Source organism: Amycolatopsis bullii, from assembly GCF_014654205.1.
GTDB lineage: Bacteria > Actinomycetota > Actinomycetes > Mycobacteriales > Pseudonocardiaceae > Amycolatopsis > Amycolatopsis plumensis.
The window spans coordinates 314,955-331,831 of sequence record NZ_BNAW01000002.1 but is presented as its reverse complement, the minus strand read 5'-3'; the positions used below and the strand labels follow the sequence as shown (position 1 = coordinate 331,831).

The window sequence follows — 16,877 nt, the reverse complement described above, 5'->3', positions numbered from 1 at the left end:
GTCAGTGCTCCTCGTCGTGATCGGTGGCGAGATAGGCGCGCAGCGCGGCGGCGACGAGCGCCGAAAGCGACTGCCCGGTCTCGACGGCCCGGTGCTTGACCTGCCGGATCAACCCGATCGGCAGGTACACGTTGAACTGCTTCACGTCTTCATCGCCCACGCGGACAGGCTAGCATGCTAGCAAGCTAGTGCACCGAAGAAGGCGCTGAGGGCCGCTTTCTGGGTGGCGAAGCTGCTTCCGGCGTCGACGGTTCCGATGAACGGCGCGACCGCCGCGGGATCCAGGCCGAGCTGGGGGAGGAGCACCTGGTAGTCGGTGTAGCTGAAGTGCTCGCCGTCCGGGACGCGCACTTCGCGGACCGGGCCACGCTGGTGGACGAGGAACTCCTGCCACGACGGGTCGGACGCCGCACTGTGGTCCCCCGCGCTCAGCAGCAGGAAGGGCTGGTCGAGGCCTTCGCCGGCGGCGCGGCCGAATTCGCGCGCCGACTGGGAGTACGCCATGCTGCCGTCGAGGTCGGCCCCGGCGTCGATGCGGGCGTCCGACACCATGGTTTCCGCGGTGGTGAACCCGCCGGCGGAATGGCCGAACATGCCGACGCGGGAGACGTCCGGGGTCAGCCCGGCCGGGAGCTTGCGCTGCCCGGCGTCCGGATTCCCGCCGCGCGCCAGGGTTTCCAGCGCGTCGAGGACGAACCGGGTGTCGGCCACCCGGGTGGCGATGAGCCGCCGGCCCGCTTCGGGCCCGGACGGCAGGACCCGCCGTTCGACGCGGCCACCGGGGAACTCCACCGCGGCGGGCTCGTGCGTGTGGTCGATCGCCACCGTCACGTAGCCCTCGCTGGTGAGCTGCTCCAGCAGCGCGGTGCCGACCGAGCGCGGGTACTTGGCGCTGGGCGAGTAGAGCACGACCGGCCGCCGCCCCCCGGCCGCGGGAACGCCGGCGCGGGCGTGCGTGGGGAAGGTGTAGCCGAGCCGGCCGGCGGCGATGCCGAGCACGCGCGCGTCTTCGTCGGCCACGATCGGCGCGGCTGACGGCGGAAGGTACGGCGCCTTCGGACCACCGCCGGAGCGGGCGGGATAGCGGAGGGTCACCATGAGTTCCCGGGTCGTCCCGGCGACCCAGGGATCCGGCCGTGCGTGGTCGACGAGGTGCAGGTCGACGCTGCCGACAGCGTACGGCCCGGTGGGCGCGGGCAAGGAGAGCCGGGTGGCCGCGTGAGCGGGGAGCGCGGTCAGCAGGAGGACGCCGGCGAGCCCGGCGGCAAGAAGGGATTTTCGCATGCTTTGACCGTATTGACGGCCGAGCTGTGTCACATCGGGACGTTCACCGAGATCGACCCGGACAGGGTTGTGGCCCGGGCACCGGGCCCGGGCCACAACTCACGCACTCAGTAGCCGTAGACGGTTTCGTAGACCCGCTCGGCGTTGGCCGCGACGAGCCCGTTGGCCCACAGCTGGTTGACCCGGGCGCGCTCGGTCGCGTTCGGGACCGCGTTGGTGCAGGACGGGCCGGGGCCGCCACCCGACATCAGCTCGGAGCACGGGCCCGAGTAGTGGTCGGGCAGCCCGAGGGCGTGCCCGGTCTCGTGCGCCGCGATGCGGGTCGGGTTGTACTGGCGGGCCTGGGTGTAGTCGATGAAGATGGTGCCGCTGCCGTGCCCGTTGGTGGAGGCGTAGGAGCCGCGGGGGTCGTTGCCCTCGGTGTAGCGCAGGCTCGCGCCACCGGAGTTGCGCTCCACGAGCCGGACGTTGGTAACGCTGTTGTTCCAGTTGGCGGCACCGGCGTTGATCACCGAGCGGAACGACGGTGCGCTGGAGGTGCTGTAGTAGACCGTGGTGACGGCGGCTTGCTGCTCGGTGGCGGCCGACGCGGTGCCCGCGGCGAGCGGGGTCACGGTCAAGGCAAGCGCAACGGCGCCGGCCAGGGCGAACTTCCTCGACATCGGAAGACTCCTCGTGGGGGGACGGGGATTTGCCGGAATTGCGCGCGCTGTCGAGAATTTACCGCCAAGACACCTTTACCGGAGCCGACTAACGTAGGGCTCGGGAAGTGGTGATTTCCCAGTACTGAAGTCGGGTTGACAGCGGCCGGTCAGGCGGTCCGGGTCAGGGCGAGGAGCTGCTGCTCCAGCTTCCGAGCCGCCGCCACGTCGATGCCCGCACCCCACAGGGGCGCCGTGCTCGCGCCGTCCGCCGCGGCGATCACCAGGGTGACGACGTCGCCCGGGAGGCCGTCGTCGCGGAGCTCGCGGTCCCACCTCTGCGCGTCCGCGCGGGCCAGGTCGGCGATCTCGGGGATCGAGATCAGCTGGGCGATCAGGGCGATGGTCTCGCGGACCGCCACCTCGTCGTAGGAGGTGTCCAGCGACGCCCGGACGTACGCGCGCGTCAGCCGGCCCGGGGCGGTGTCGGCCGGGTCGAGTGCGGCTTGCACCTCGGTGCGGAACGTGTCGAGCAGGTCCTGGGCGAGCGTGCGCACCAGCGCGTCCTTGGCGGGGAAGTGGTACAGCAGCCCGCCTTTCGACACGCCGGCCGCCCGGGCGATGTCGTCGAGGGAGGCCGACACCCCGCGGGTGCGGATGACCGTCGCGGCGGCGTCGAGCAGCGCGCGGCGCGTTTCCTCCGGGCTGCGCCCGGCCTTGCGAGGCATCGTCAGTCCTTTCCGGACGGAATGGTACGCCAGGCGATCACCGCGGCGACGGCGGTGACGGCGGCCGCCGCGAGGGACGTCACCTGCATGGCGCCGGTGAAGGCTTCCCGTGCCGCGCGGGCGAGTTCGGAGCCCGGGTCCAGCACGCTCGCGGCTGCGGCCAGGGAGTCGCGGACTTCGCCGGGGACCGGGCCCGCCGGCAGGAACGCGCGGTAGACCAGGTTCACCACCGAGCCGAGGATCGCGATGCCCAGCGCCGCCCCGAGTTCGTACGCCGTCTCGGAGATGGCCGACGCCGAACCGGCCTTGTCCCGCGGGACGGCCGACAGCACCGAATCGACGGTCAGCGTCAGCGCCAGCCCGACGCCGAGCCCGACCGGCACGAGAGTCAGGCCCAGCCACCAGTACTGCGGCGCCCGTTCGGCGACCGAGACCAGCGCGAGGCCCAGTGCGGCGACGGCGAGGCCCGCCGCCACGGCCCGGCCCCGGCCGAGCCGTCCGGCGACCACGCCGACCGCGGCCACGACGGCGATCGAGGCGAGCGTCGCGGGCATCTCCGCGAACCCCGCCTGCAACGGCGAGAAGCCGCGGACGAGCTGCAGGTACTGCGAGAAGAAGAACAGCAGGCCCATCAGCGCGAAAACCGCGATGAAGTTGGCCAGGACCGCGCCGCTGAAAGCGCCGTTGCGGAACAGCGTGACGTCGATCAAGGGCGCCGCCGCCCGCCGCTGACGGCGGAGGAACAGGACGCCGGACACCAGCCCGAGCGCCGCTGCCACGCCCACCTGGACGTCGGGCCCCGCGCTGACGGTGTGCTTGACCGCGTAGACCAGCGGCACGACCGCGGCCAGCGAGAGCCCGGCCGAGAGCAGGTCGAACCGCCCCGGATCCGGGTCGCGCGACTCCGGCAGCAGCCACGCGCCCGCGATGAGGAAGACGACCACGATCGGCACGTTGATCAGGAACACCGAGCCCCACCAGTAGTGCTCGAGCAGCGTCCCGCCGACCAGCGGGCCCAGCGCGATGCCCCCGCCGGAGCCGGCCGACCAGATTGCGATGGCGCGGGTGCGCTCGCGCGGGTCGGCGAACAGCGTCCGGATGAGCGACAACGTCGACGGCATGATCGTCGCGCCGGCGATCCCGAGCAGCAGCCGGGCGACGACGAGCACGCCGGCGGTGGGGGAGAAGGCGGCCAGCGCGGAGGCGAGCCCGAACGCCGCGGTCCCGAGGAGCAGCACCTTCTTGCGCCCGAACCGGTCGGCGAGGTTTCCGGCGGTGACGAGCAGCCCGGCCAGCGCGAGGGAGTAGACGTCCCCGATCCACAGGATTTCGGTGGCGGTCGGCGCGAGTTCGCGGGTCAGGGACGGTACGGCCAGGTAGAGCACGGTGCCGTCGACCGCGAGCAGGAGCACGGCGCCGACGAGGACGCCCAGCGCGGCCCAGCGGCGACGGGGGCTCAACAGCCCGGCGGAGGTCGGCAGGGTGGAGGTCATGCCAGTTACTATACCGTCTGGACGGTACAGTAACCCTGGTGAGACCGCTCACGAGTAGGCTGGCGGGAGATGAAGGAGGCGAACGTGACGGCCGAGGACCTGATGATCGAGTTCGCCTTGACGCGCCTGGACCACCCCGAGCTCGACTTCGAGGAGATCGCCGGGCTCGTCGTCCGGCGCGGCGGCCCCGAGCGGGAGCTGGAGTTCGCCGCCCGCAACCTCGCCGACCGCGGGGAACTGCGCGGGGCCGCGTTCCCGACGGCGGTGGAGTACGTACTGCGGGTGGTGCTCACCCTGCGCGGGCCGTCCGACTAGTCCGGTGTGGACGCCGTCCGTCAGGCGTCGACGGCGGCGCGGCTCAGGCCGCGGCGGTCGAACACGAGCTCACGCGCCGTCCCCAGCGCCGTCGCGATGGCTCCCGCCAGGACCGCGTCCTCGCCCAGCTGGCCGGCCACGATCTCCGGGACCACCGGCGTCGTCGTGGCCAGTGCCCGGCGCATCGGTCCGGCCAGCAGGTCCGTGTTGCCGCCGATGCCGCCGCCCAGCACGATCAGGCGCGGGTCCAGGACCGCCGTGACCGAGGCGACCACGTACGCCAGCTTCTCCGCCTCCTCCTCGACCACTCCGAGCGCCACCTCGTCGCCCGCGCGGGCCAGGCGGAACACGTCCTTCGCCGACCGCGCTTTCGCCAGCCCCCGGGCCCGGGCCGCGGCCACCACCGCCTGGCCCGCCGCCGCCGTCTCCACCGGCCCCGGGCGGCGCGCGCCCGCGCCCGACGGCCGGACGCCGAAGGGCAGGTCCGCGATCTCGCCCGCCGCGCCGTGCGCGCCGCGGAACAGCTTGCCGTCCACCAGCAGGCCCATCCCGATCCCGGTGCCGACCGTCAGGCAGACCAGCACGTCCACGCCCAGCGCCGCGCCGAGCGCGTGCTCGCCCACCGCGCACAGGTTCGCGTCGTTCTCCACCACCACGTCCGAGCCCGCGACGGCCAGCGCCGAGACGAGCTCGTGCAGCACTCCGCGCCGTTCCCAGCCCGGCAGGTTGGGGGCGCGGTGCACCGTGCCGGTCGCCGGATCGGGGACGCCGGGGGTGCCGACCACCGTCGAGACGACCTCGTGCGGGCTCAGCCCGGCCGAGGACACCGCGCGCTGGACGGATTCGCCGACCGTGCGCACCAAGGCGCTCGCCGACCGGCACCGGTTGGGCTCGTCGAGCCGCGCGACGATGCTGCCTTCGAGGTCGGCGACGGCGATCCGGATCGCGCGGCGCCCGATGTCGACGCCCACGACGTGCCCGGCGTCCGGCGCGGCCTGGTAGACGACCGCCGCGCGGCCCGGGCCGGCCAGGCTGCGCCCGGTGGTCCGGACCAGTCCGTGCTGCTCCAGGTCGAGCAGGGCCTGGCCCACCGTGGGTTTCGACAATCCGGTGTCGGCGGCGATCCGGGGCCGCGTCGCTTCGCCGTGCACGCGGAGCCGGTCCAGGACCAGGCGCTGGTTCAGTGCGCGCATGTGCGCCGGAGTTCCGACCTGCGGCCCGTTTCGTCCCACGCGTCCTCCTGAGTGACCGCAAGTTTATCCGCGGAAGCCTTCCGGCCTCGGGTGTTCTATGTTAAGAAACTTTACTAACTACTAGTCGGAGGCACGTCGTGAGTTCACCCACTCGATCCGGGGAACCGCCCGCGCTGGAGCGCAAGATCGGTCCGCTGCAGGCCACCGCGATCAACATGACCCAGATGTGCGGGATCGGCCCGTTCGTCACGATCCCCGCCATGGTCGCCACCATGGGCGGCCCGCAGGCGATGTTCGGCTGGATCATCGGGGCGATCGTCGCGCTGGCCGACGGGCTCATCTGGGCCGAACTCGGCGCCGCCATGCCGGGCGCCGGCGGCACGTACCTCTACCTGCGCGAAGCATTCCAGTACCGCACCGGGCGGCTGATGCCGTTCCTGTTCGTCTGGAGCGCGGTGCTGTTCATCCCGCTGATCATGTCGACCGGCATCATCGGGCTCGTCCAGTACCTCGGCTACCTGATCCCCGGCGTCACCGACGACGCGGGCACGACCCCGCTGGGCAAGATCATCGGTGTCGGCATCACGCTGGTGATCATCCTGGCGCTGTTCCGGAAGATCGGCCAGATCTCCAAGCTCACGACGGTCCTGTTCGTGGTCATGCTCGTCGCCGTGCTGACGACGATCGTGGCGGCCTTCTCGCACTTCAGCGCGACGCAGGCGTTCGCCTTCACCCCGGGCGCGTTCAGCTCGGCGGGCACCGGCACCTTCTGGGGCGGCCTCGGCGCGGGCCTGATCATCGCCATCTACGACTACCTCGGCTACAACACCTCCGCCTACCTCGGCGGCGAGGTCCGCGACCCGGGCCGCACGCTGCCCCGCTCCATCATCTTCTCCATCCTCGGCATCATGGGCCTGTACTTCCTGCTGCAGGTCGGCGTGCTCGGCTCGATCCCCCTCGACCAGCTGAAGGACGCGAAGTCGGTCGCGTCGTCGGTGCTGGAACAGGTGTGGGGCACCGGGGTCGCCAAGACCATCACCGTGCTGATCGTCATCGCCGCCATCGGGTCGGTGTTCGCCGGGCTGCTCGGCGGCTCGCGCGTGCCGTTCGAAGCCGCGCGCGACAAGGTGTTCCTGCCGGTGTTCGGCAAGCTGCACCCGAGGCTGCACCTGCCGACCGCGGGCGTGCTCACCATGGGCGCCATCACGATCATCGGCTCGCTGTTCACCCTGACCGAGGTGATCAACGCGGCGGTCGCGACCCTGGTCATCATCCAGTCGCTGGCCCAGGTCGCCGCGATCATCGTGCTCCGCCGCCGTCAGCCGAACCTGAAGCGGCCGTACCGGCAGTGGCTCTACCCGGTGCCGACGATCATCGCGCTCATCGGCTGGGTGTACATCTACAAGTCGGCCGAGTGGCTGTCGATCTGGCTGTCGCTGGGCTGGATCGCCATCGGCGTGCTCGCCTACCTCGTTTACGCCCTGTCGGAGGGGACCTGGCCGTTCGGACCCAAGGAAATCAAGGAAGCTTTCGCCACCGAACCGGAAGGGGTTCAGGCATGACCCGGAAGCTCGCGGTGCTCGCCGCGCTGCTGCTCGTGCCCGGCGTGCTGAGCGTGGCCGCGCCGGCGTCCGCGCAGCAGGACCTCGCGAAACCGCACGGGTTCACCACGATCGGCCTGCAGGGCTGGCAGGTGCTGACCACGGCGAGCGTCAAGGACGGCGGCGAGAAGGTCTCCACGCCCGGGTACGCCACCCGCGGCTGGCTGCCGGTGAAGCCGGACGACGCCGGCGCGCCCGGCACCGAGATCACCGCACTGGTCCAGAACGGCCAGTGCCCGGACGTCTTCTTCTCGGACAACATGCGCAAGTGCTTCGGGTACGTCGACAAGCTCGGCCCGGTGGTGACCAAGCCGTTCTCCGACCCGTGGTGGTACCGCACCGACTTCGTCCCGGACATCCGGCCGGGTCAGCACGCGAAGCTGACCATCCCGGGCATCGTCGGCGAGGGTGACGTCTGGGTGAACGGCACCCTCGTCGCCACGAAGGACGTCGTGAGCGGCGCGTTCGCCGGGCACACCTTCGACGTCACGAAGCTGGTGAAGCCGGGCCGCAACACCCTGGCGATCAAGGTCTACCCCAACGACCCGACGAAGATGTACACGCTCGACCAGGTCGACTGGGGCCAGATCCCGCCGGACAACAACACCGGCCTCCAGTTCCCGCCCACCCTGCAGGTCTCCGACGCCCTGACCGGCGACAACGCCCACGTCGTCCAGGACAACGCGCCCGATCTGTCCAGCTCGAAGCTGACCGTGAAGCTGGACGTCACCAACAACGCGGCCACCGCGCAGACCGGGGACGTCGCCGCGACGGTCACCCCGCCCTCGGGCGGCGCGCCGATCGTCGTCAGGCAGCACGTCACGATCCCGGCGAACACCAAGCGGACGGTCGTGTTCGCGCCGGTCGGGATCGCCCACCCGAAGGTGTGGTGGCCGTACTCGATGGGCGACCAGCCGCTGTACACGCTGACCACCGCGGTCTCGCAGGGCGGCGTGCTGTCGACGTCGTCGAAGAGCACCTTCGGCATCCGCACGGTCACCTCGCGCCTGGTCGGCAAGTCCGCGCCGCTGCCCGAAGGCGCGCGGCAGTTCACCGTCAACGGCAAGGACTTCGTGTTCCGCGGCGGCGGGTTCGCCCCGGACCTGTTCCTGCGCTACGACAAGGGCGACACCGCGCACCAGATCGCGCTGATCAAGAACCTCGGCCTGTCCGGCGTCCGCCTCGAAGGCCACGACATGCCGCAGGACTTCTACGACCAGGCCGACCGGGCCGGCCTGCTGGTGATCGGCGGGTTCCTGTGCTGTGACGCCTGGCAGCCCGAGGACGCTTCGACGCTGACCGAGCGCGACTACCGGATCATGCACGACTCGGCGTACACCATCGCGCAGAGGGAGCGGAACCACCCGAGCGTCTTCAACTACGGCTGGAGCGACAACGAGCCGGTGCCGCGCCAGGAGTCCGAGACGCTGAAGGCGTTCGCCGAAGCCGACTTCCAGGTTCCGGTGATCGCCTCGGCGGAATACAAGAGCACGCCGACGCTCGGCCAGTCCGGGGAAAAGGAGGGCCCGTACGACTGGGTTCCGCCGTCCTACTGGTACGACAGCTCGCACTTCGATCCCGAGGACTCCTCCCGCACGAACGCGGGTGGCGCGTGGGGCTTCGCGAGCGAGCAGAGCGCCGGGCACACCGTGCCGACGCTCGACTCGATCAAGCGGTTCCTCTCGCCCGCCGAGCAGGCGAAGCTGTGGCAGGACCCGGCGTACAACCAGTACCACGCGAACTTCGAGCCGGGCCACGGCGGGTACGCGTTCGGCACGTTGTACACGCTCGACCAGTCGATCCTGCAGCGGTACGGGAAGTGGACCTCGCTGAAGTCCTATGTGGACCTGGCGAACATCGCGAACTACGAGAACACCCGCTCGCAGTTCGAGGCGTTCCTGCACCACTCGACGGACAAGGCCAACCCCTCGACCGGTGTCGTGTACTGGCAGCTGAACAAGGGCTGGCCGACGCTGCTGTGGTCGCTCTACAACGACGACGGCGACCAGGCGGGCGCGTACTTCGGCGCCCAGAAGGCGAACAGGCCGCTGCACGCGATCTATGGCTACGACAACGGGTCCGTCACCCTGGACAACCTCGGTGGGACAACGCAGTCCGGGGTTTCGGTGCAGGCCAGGGTGCTCGACACCGCGGGCCAGGTCCTGGACGACCAGACCGCCGCCGGGATCTCCCTGGGTTCGCAGGGCGTGCGCACGGGCGTCCTGAAGCCGAAGGTGCCCGCCGAGACGAAGGCCCCGGCGCCCGCGCAGGTCTACTTCGTGGAGCTGCAGGTGAAGCAGGGCGGGAAGGTCGTCGACCGGAACGTCTACTGGCTCTCGACGCAGAAGGACGTCGTCGACTGGGCCAAGACCCTCGGGAACCCGCAGGCGACGCTCTCGCAGTACGGCAACCTGCAGGCCCTGCAGAATCTCCCGAAGTCGCAGGTCAGCGCGGTGGCGTCGACTTGTGCGCAGGGCGGGGACCTGGTCACCACGGTGACGGTCACCAACACCTCGAAGACGCCGGGGGCGGCGTTCTTCCTGCGGGCCGACGTCCGCCGCGGCACGCCGGACGGGCGCGAGGCGCCGGGGGACAACCAGCTCGCGAACGCGACCTGGGACGACAACGACATCACGCTGTGGCCGGGCCAGTCGCAGACGCTGACCGTCACCTACCGGGCCGCCGACCTGCGCGGTGCGGCCCCGGTGATCAGCGTCGACGGGTTCAACACCGGCCGGGTCGTGGTGCGGGGGACAGGAGGGGCGCACGCGTGAGCGAGGACCGGATTCTCGGGATCGACTTCGGCGGCACGAAGGTGGCGCTGGGGCTCGCCAATCGCGACGGCACCCTGCTGGCGACCCGCCGGCTGGACACCGACGCGCACGCGGGTGCCGAGCAGGTGGTGGTGCGCGCGCTCGCCGCGGCCAGGGCCCTCCTGGCCGACGAGGGCGCGACGGCCGCCTGCATCGGCGTCGTCAGCCCGGGGATCGTGCTGCCGGACCGCATCCTGCTCGCGCCGAACGTGCCCGGGTGGGAACAGCTGCGGCTGGCGGAGCTGGTGGCCGCGGAGTTCCCCGGCGTGGCGATTTCGGTGGGCACGGACGCGAAGGCGGCGGCGCTGGCGGAGTGGCGCTGGGGCACGCTGGCCGGGGCCGACCCGGCGGTGTTCCTGTCACTGGGCACCGGCATCGCGGCGGCGGTGCTGGTCGGCGGCCGGGTGCTGACCGGCGCCAACGGAGCTGCCGGCGAGATCGGGTACAACCTGCTCTCGCCGCAGGACACCGAGGGTTTCGCGAGCGGAGCGGCGCCGCTCGAGGAAGCCGTCGGTGGGCGTGGGCTGGGCGGCCGGGCGAGCGAACTGCTCGGCCGCCCGGTCACCGCCGGGGAGCTGTTCGCGCTGGCCAAGGAGAACGTCGAGGCCAAGGAGCTGGTGACGGCCGCGCTCGACGAGCTGTCGATGCACGTGGCCAACCTGGCCATCGCCCTGGACCCGCAGCGCATCGCGGTCGGCGGCGGGCTCGTGCGCTCGGCGGACGTGCTGCTGCCGGCGCTGGCGGACCGGCTCGCGCACGCGGTGCCGTTCCCGCCGCAGCTGGTGGCGGCCCGCTTCGACCAGGACGCGGCGCTGCTGGGCGCGGTGGCGCTGGCACTGGGCGGCTGACCGTCCGGGTGGTGTGCCGGTGCCCCGACCCGGCACACCACCCGGTTTCAGGCTTCGGCCGCGGCGAGTTCTTCGGTCCGCCGGAAAGCCGCGGGGGAGAGCTGGAACCACACGAGGACCGCGCTGACCGCCTGGACGCCCGCGGCCATCACCCAGACCGCGCGCAGGCCCCAGTGCGCCGCGACCACGCCGCCGGCCAGCGCGCCCAGCGGCGTCAGGCCCCAGGCCAGCGCGCGGTGGCTGGTGAGCACCCGGCCCAGCAGCGGCGCCGGCGTGAAGCGCTGGCGGCTGGACTGGGAGCAGACGTTCCAGATCAGCACGGTCGCCGTCAGCGAGATCAGCACGACGCCCACCAGCGGCGGCCACGGCGGGACGAGGGCGATCAGGAGCGTCACCACGGCACCGAAGCCCTGCGAGAACCGCATCGACCACGAGTAGCCGAGCCGGTCCACGACCTTCTGCACGACGAACGACGACGCGACCCAGCCGACGGCGAGGCAGGCGAGCAGCAGGCCGTAGCCGACCGGGCCGACGTGCAGGACCTGCGTCGCGTAGAGGACGAACATCGCGTTGCCGGCGCTCGCGGCGAACGAGCCGAGAGCGACGTTGATGGTGATCGACCGCAGCAGCGGCGTCCGCACCAGGTGCCGCAGCCCGCCGGAGAGGTCCCGCAGCGGGTGCGTCGTCGCCGCCACGACGGACTGCGAGGGGATCCGGCGGGCCAGCAGGAGCGCGGCCAGCGCGCAGGCCACGGCCAGCCAGGCGGGCGCGCCGCCGCTCACCGCGATCAGGAACCCGGTCACCGGCGGCACGACGAACCGCACGACGCCCTGGTCGATCACGGTGAGCCGCGCGTTGGCGTGGGCGAGCCGCCCGGGACCGACCACTTCGGGGACGAGAGCGCCGCTGGCGCCGTCCCCGAGGACCCGCGCCGAGGTGATCACGAAGGCGACGACCAGCAGCACGGGCAGGCTGAGCACACCGGCCGAAGCAACGGCGGCGAGCACCACGGCGGCCCCGGCGAGCACGGCGTAGGCCCAGGCCAGCACGGTGGTCCGGCGCACCCGGTCGATGAGCACCCCGGCGAACAGGGACAGCAGCAGCCAGGGAGCTTCCCCGACGACGTTGATCAGCGAGACTTCGCGCGGATCGGTGGTGACCGAGACGGCCAGCAAGGGGATCGCGGCCAGCAGCAGGCCTTCGGCGGACGAACCGGACACCGCGACGGCCTGCAGCCGCACCCACCTGGACGCCATGATCCCGAGCTTGCCGAAAGGTCGTACGCGGTTCAAACGATTTCTAGAAGTCGACCTGGACGATGCATTCGACAGCTTCGCCGACCGGACCTTCGCCGCGGAGTGCGACGCTGACCGGACGGGCGCTTCCGCTGCCCACCAGTTCGAGCATCGCGCTTTGCCCCGGCAAGAGCAGGCTGAACAGCATGTCCTCTTCGGAGATGCGGAGCCGGTGCCGGTCATCCGGACTCTCGACGACGGCCCGGACATTGCGAACAGGCACCGCGCCCGCGTTCGTCACCGCGAGGGAGCGCTGATTGCCCGACACCCAGACCCGGCCGGTCAGCGTGGCTGTTCCCCGCTCGTGCCCCGGAACCGGCAGCACCGGCCCCGGCGGCCGGTCGAGCGCGGCCGTTCGCACCTCCTCGGCGCTCAGGCCTTGAAGCCGGTCGAGAATTTCCTTCGCGTTCGCCGCGCTGCTCGGATTCTTCTGGATGAACGCGAGTTCGTGCTGCGTGAGGTTCCGGACGATGAGGTCACCGTCGATCTTGACCAAGAGCAGGGAGCCGATCTGCACCAAGGCGTTGCGCTGGCTTTCCAGTGAACGGATCAGGTCGGCCGCCGCACCCGCCTGAGCCGAATCGACCGCAGCCTGAGGCGCGTCGATGGCTTTGAGTTCGAGCGACCGTTCCACGCGTCGCGCCAGATCGGCGAATTGGTCCGACGTCACCGCCGTTTCGATCTTCACGCGGAACCGGCGAAACCACGAACCGAGCACGGGAGGTGGCCGGTAGCCGATTTCCGCGCCAAGCTCCCGGAGAATCCCGAGTACGCTCTCGTCGACTTCCGCCGCACCATCGGCCGACTCGAGATAGATTTGGACGCCGAACTCGACAGCCGACGGGCCTCCGGTCGAGCCGCGGGTGCCGCCCGTCCGCGGCGAAGTCTGCCGCCGTGGGAGGTTGCGTTCGTGGACCTCGTGCGCCGGGCCGCCGACGAGCGCGCGGACCCGGTGGGCTTGCGGGCCTTTCCCGCCCTGCCCGACCTCGAATTCCACACGTTGGTTCTCCTCCAGCGTGCGGATACCGTGCCCCACGATCTCCGAGTAATGGACGAACACGTCCCCGGCGCCACCGTCCTGCGCAATGAAGCCGTAGCCCTTTTCGGTGTTGAACCACTTGACCGTGCCGTGGGCCATGGGCGCTAATCCTTCGCGAGTCGACCGGCGAGTCCGGCAAAATATCCAACGAACCCGAGCGGGAATCGACTACCGATTCGGAACGAATACGCTCCGTGGCCCTGCTTCGTTCGAATGGTCCAGCGCGTGGCCCCGGCGGGTCAGCGGCGCACCCGGGTCGACTCGCGGACGACGAGCTCCGGGGTGAAGACCACCGCCTGCCGGTCCGGCTTAGTATCCGACGTCTCGGCCAGCAGCAGTTCCGCGGCCGTGCGGCCGAGGCGGCGGGCCGGCTGGCGGACCGACGTCAGCGGGACCGCCGCCGCGCCCGCGAACTCGATGTCGTCGTAGCCGACGATCGCCATCTCGTCCGGGACGCGGACGCCCGCGCCGACCATTGCCTGCAGCACGCCCAGGGCGAGGAGGTCGTTCGCGCAGAACACCGCCGTCGGCCGCGGGCTCGCGCCGAGGAGGCGGGCTCCGGCGTCGCGGCCCGAGGAGACGTCGAGGCCGATCGCCTCCAGCACGGTCAGTTCCGCGCCGGAACCGGACAGCGCGTTGCGGAGCCCCTGCTCGCGATCGCGGCACTGGGTGAGGATGGCGGGGCCGTTGACGAACGCGATCCGCCGGTGCCCGGTCTCCAGCAGGTGCCGTCCCCAAGCGCGCCGCCGGCGACGTCGTCGACCGACACGGAGCTCGCTTCCGATGCCGGGGCCTTGCGGTCGACGAAGACGTACGGCGTGCCGGTGCGGCGGAACGTCCGCAGCGCTTCGCCGGAGGTCGCGACCGGGCTCAGCAGCACCCCGCGGACGCGCTGCTCGGCGAACATCGCCAGGTACGACGCCTCCAGCTCGGACCGCTGCCCGCTGTTGCAGGTGATGATGTTGAGGCCCTCGGCGTGCGCGGCCTGTTCGGCCCCGCGGGCGACGTCGACGAAGAAGGGGTTCCCGAGGTCGAGCACGAGCAGTCCCATGACCCGGCTGCGCCCGGCGCGCAGCTGCCGCGCGGACTCGTCCCGGACGTACCCGAGCTCCTCGATCACCGAAAGGACCCGGCTCCGCGTGGCGGCCGCGACGACGTGCGGCCGGTTGACCACATTGGACACCGTGCCGATCGAGACGCCTGCTCGCTTGGCGACGTCCTTGATGCCGACCAACCGGACCCCCTCGCTGAGAAGGCGTGAGCCTATCACGATCTGAAACGTTTCAGACCCCGGGTGCGGCCCCGTTCTCCCGGCCACCCGCCGGGGCCGGCGGAGTACCGCCGAACGATAGCTGACGGGCCTCGTCGGTGCCGGAGATGACGCGGTTGATCGAGACCTTGAGCCACTCGAGCGTGACCCGGACCTGGTCGTCGATCTGCCAGCGGTCGAGGGCATCGGGTGACACCCAACGTCAGCCGGCGCAGCGACATGTCGACTTCGTACTGGCTGCGGAACCCGCCCCAGAGCATCTTGCCCACGCTGGGCTGCTTCCCGCCGCGGAAGGTCGTCATGGCCCCGTCCTTGTGCACGAAGACGGTGGCCGTCACCGCAGCTTGCCGCCGACCGCGAGCGCCACGTTGCGGGGTGGCCGGCGAGGAACTGGCGGAAGTTCCCCTGCGGCACGAGCCGGGCGTGGACCCCCCGGCGCAGGTGACCGTCGCGACCCGGGGCTGCCCGTCCAGGATCGCGAGTTCCCCGATCAGTTCGCCGGCGGTGCGGATCGCGAGCAACGCCAGGGGAAAGTCCCCGCTCAGGCTGCTCACGGCCGTCCTCCCTCGCCCGCCGAGCATGCTACGGATCCCACCCGGCGGTCACCAAGGGCCGCGCCCCGGGTGACCGGGCTTTGTCCGGTCGATGTCCAGCCGTTCGTCGGGGATCCGCCGGGATAGGGTGGCCGCGTGCGGAGTCGACTCGTGTTGATCGGTGCGGTCCTGTCCTCCCTGCTGCTCCTCCCGGGCCTCGCCTCGGCTTCGCCGGTCGTGGAAGGCGATACCGACAATCCCGTCACCGCCGCGCCCGCGGTCACGCGGCCGGACACGCCCCACTGCAGCGTCACGCTCGCCGACGGCTTCCGCTCCAACGCCGCCGACGGCAGCCCGCAGTTCTACGAGGGCACTCTCACCCCGCCGAAGGCCTGCCCCGGTCCGTGGGCGAAGGTCGTCATGGACCAGACCGTCACCGTGAGCGGGCGGCAGTACGACCGGATCGGCGACCTGAAGATCGGCGGCACCGAGGTCTGGTGGGGGACGACCGAGGAGCCCAGCGGCGAGGGCCGCCGCGCGATCACCTACCACTTCGACAAGGACCTGACGCCCTACAGCGTCTTGCTGCGCACCCCGCAGCCCTTCCACGGCGGCGTCGAGAACTACACCTCGCCGATCTACACCGGCGTCTACGCCCAGACCGTGACGCTCACCTACTACCAGGCCGACCGCAGGCACCCCGCACCGGAAACCCCCGGCCACGTCGCCGGGTTCGGGCACGCCGACGCGACGCCCGCCGCGCCCACCGTGCACTTCACCGCCCAGGGCCTGCCGCGCAACATCACCCGCGCCTACCTCGAGGTCACCCTCGAAGGGCACGCCTGCGACGAGCAGTGGTTCGACGACGTGCCCGACGACGTCGCGGCGAAGTACCCGGCGGCCGGGCTGTGCGGGAAGGGCCCCTACCGCGAGGCGAACTTCGCGATCGACGGCACGCCGGCCGGGAGCGCGTTCACCTTCCCGCACATCTACTCGGGCGGGATCGTGCCCCAGCTGTGGCGGCCGATCGTCGCGATCGACACCTTCAGCCTGCACGCCGAAACCTACGACGTGACGCCGTTCGCGGGGCGCCTCGTCGACGGCGGGACCCATGACCTCTCGTTCTCCTTCCCGGACATCGGCGGCGAATTCACCGTCGTCCCGACGCTACTGCTCTACACCGACAAAAACGCCGCGCAGACCTCCGGTGCCCTGACCCGGCACGACGTCGCCGCCGCGCCGGTGCGGCAGACGACGGTCAAGGACATCGACGGCGGCGTGAACGTCACCGTCACCGCGAAGCGCGACGACGTCACGGCCGGCTACGTCGACACCTCCGCCGGCCGGGTGTACACCCGCGTCGAGCGCACCCGCGACTACCGCAACAGCGACGACGTCACCGGCGGCGGCTTCACCCAGCACGTCGTGCAGGCCGATTCCGGGCAGCAGACGTCGGTGTCCACAGTGGACGGCCGACCGCGCTCGGCGGCCCGGCACACCTGGTCCTACCCGCTGACCACGGACGCGACCGCGAACATCACCGACGACCAGAACCTGCGGATCTCGGGCTCGGTGGAGATGACGAAGATCCTCGGAGACGCCACCGGCGACGGCCGGAACTGGCGGCCGGTGAGCGCGTCCCGCGAGTGGCTGACCTCGTCGGGCGTATTGGCCCGCACGAACGGCGTGAACACCGAAGCAGACGGCCGCTCGAAGACGCTCTTCACCGGCTCCGACGACCTGGGCCAGCCGTACTTCCACTACGTCGCGAGCGAGCACGGGCTGATCACCGAGAACCGAATTGTCGGTGGTCGCGGATAGGGT

At 71.2% G+C, this 16,877-nt stretch carries 13 protein-coding genes and 2 pseudogenes; 5 read left to right on the top strand and 10 right to left on the bottom strand.

Going from position 1 to position 16,877, the window contains the following annotated elements:
- Position 1: 1 nt before the first annotated feature.
- From IE317_RS04030 to IE317_RS04010, 5 genes are all read right to left on the bottom strand, one after another.
- Positions 2–160: a ribbon-helix-helix protein, CopG family gene (locus IE317_RS04030; protein ID WP_191306661.1), complete on the bottom strand. Its 159-nt coding sequence runs from the start codon at positions 158–160 to the stop codon at positions 2–4.
- A gap of 17 nt (positions 161–177) precedes the next feature.
- A complete protein-coding gene (locus tag IE317_RS04025; protein WP_191306660.1) occupies positions 178–1,284 on the bottom strand; it encodes an alpha/beta hydrolase in 1,107 nt (368 codons plus the stop codon).
- 107 nt (positions 1,285–1,391) lie between these two features.
- Positions 1,392–1,946 carry a snapalysin family zinc-dependent metalloprotease gene (locus IE317_RS04020; RefSeq protein ID WP_191306659.1) on the bottom strand — a complete coding sequence of 185 codons (555 nt, stop codon included), beginning with the start codon at positions 1,944–1,946 and terminating at the stop codon, positions 1,392–1,394.
- 149 nt (positions 1,947–2,095) lie between these two features.
- A complete protein-coding gene (locus tag IE317_RS04015; protein WP_191306658.1) occupies positions 2,096–2,653 on the bottom strand; it encodes a TetR/AcrR family transcriptional regulator in 558 nt (185 codons plus the stop codon).
- A 2-nt stretch (positions 2,654–2,655) separates the two neighbouring features.
- A complete protein-coding gene (locus tag IE317_RS04010) occupies positions 2,656–4,146 on the bottom strand; it encodes an MFS transporter (RefSeq protein ID WP_191306657.1) in 1,491 nt (496 codons plus the stop codon).
- 69 nt (positions 4,147–4,215) lie between these two features.
- Here IE317_RS04010 and IE317_RS04005 point away from each other — a divergent pair, with 69 nt between their 5' ends.
- The gene (locus IE317_RS04005; protein WP_191306656.1) at positions 4,216–4,461 is read left to right on the top strand and encodes a hypothetical protein; all 246 of its coding nucleotides are present in this window, start codon (positions 4,216–4,218) and stop codon (positions 4,459–4,461) included.
- A 20-nt stretch (positions 4,462–4,481) separates the two neighbouring features.
- Here IE317_RS04005 and IE317_RS04000 read toward each other — a convergent pair whose 3' ends face one another.
- Positions 4,482–5,654: an ROK family transcriptional regulator gene (locus IE317_RS04000; RefSeq protein ID WP_191306655.1), complete on the bottom strand. Its 1,173-nt coding sequence runs from the start codon at positions 5,652–5,654 to the stop codon at positions 4,482–4,484.
- Positions 5,655–5,791: 137 nt separating this feature from the next.
- Between IE317_RS04000 and IE317_RS03995 the strand changes: the two genes are divergently transcribed.
- From IE317_RS03995 to IE317_RS03985, 3 genes are read left to right on the top strand one after another with little or no spacing between them, the layout of a single operon-like run.
- Positions 5,792–7,216, top strand: a complete 1,425-nt coding sequence (locus tag IE317_RS03995) for an APC family permease (protein ID WP_191306654.1) — start codon at positions 5,792–5,794, stop codon at positions 7,214–7,216.
- Entirely contained in the window at positions 7,213–10,029 is a 2,817-nt protein-coding gene (locus tag IE317_RS03990; protein ID WP_191306653.1) for a glycosyl hydrolase 2 galactose-binding domain-containing protein, read from the top strand. The genes IE317_RS03995 and IE317_RS03990 overlap by 4 nt, the downstream gene beginning before the upstream one ends.
- Complete coding sequence (locus IE317_RS03985) at positions 10,026–10,916, top strand: ROK family protein (protein ID WP_191306652.1); 891 nt, start codon at positions 10,026–10,028, stop codon at positions 10,914–10,916. Before IE317_RS03990 ends, IE317_RS03985 begins: the two co-directional genes overlap by 4 nt.
- Positions 10,917–10,963: 47 nt before the next feature.
- Here IE317_RS03985 and IE317_RS03980 read toward each other — a convergent pair whose 3' ends face one another.
- The 4 genes and pseudogenes from IE317_RS03980 to IE317_RS03965 form a co-directional block, all read right to left on the bottom strand.
- A complete protein-coding gene (locus IE317_RS03980; protein WP_191306651.1) occupies positions 10,964–12,172 on the bottom strand; it encodes an MFS transporter in 1,209 nt (402 codons plus the stop codon).
- 976 nt (positions 12,173–13,148) lie between these two features.
- A pseudogene (locus IE317_RS03975) lies at positions 13,149–13,349 on the bottom strand (cold-shock protein); the annotation flags it as partial.
- A gap of 140 nt (positions 13,350–13,489) precedes the next feature.
- Positions 13,490–14,484, bottom strand: a pseudogene (locus IE317_RS03970) (LacI family DNA-binding transcriptional regulator).
- 49 nt (positions 14,485–14,533) lie between these two features.
- Complete coding sequence (locus IE317_RS03965; protein ID WP_191306650.1) at positions 14,534–14,716, bottom strand: hypothetical protein; 183 nt, start codon at positions 14,714–14,716, stop codon at positions 14,534–14,536.
- A 508-nt stretch (positions 14,717–15,224) separates the two neighbouring features.
- On the opposite strand from IE317_RS03965, the gene IE317_RS03960 reads away from it, so the two are divergent.
- The gene (locus IE317_RS03960; protein WP_191306805.1) at positions 15,225–16,874 is read left to right on the top strand and encodes a peptide-N4-asparagine amidase; all 1,650 of its coding nucleotides are present in this window, start codon (positions 15,225–15,227) and stop codon (positions 16,872–16,874) included.
- Positions 16,875–16,877: the final 3 nt, after the last annotated feature.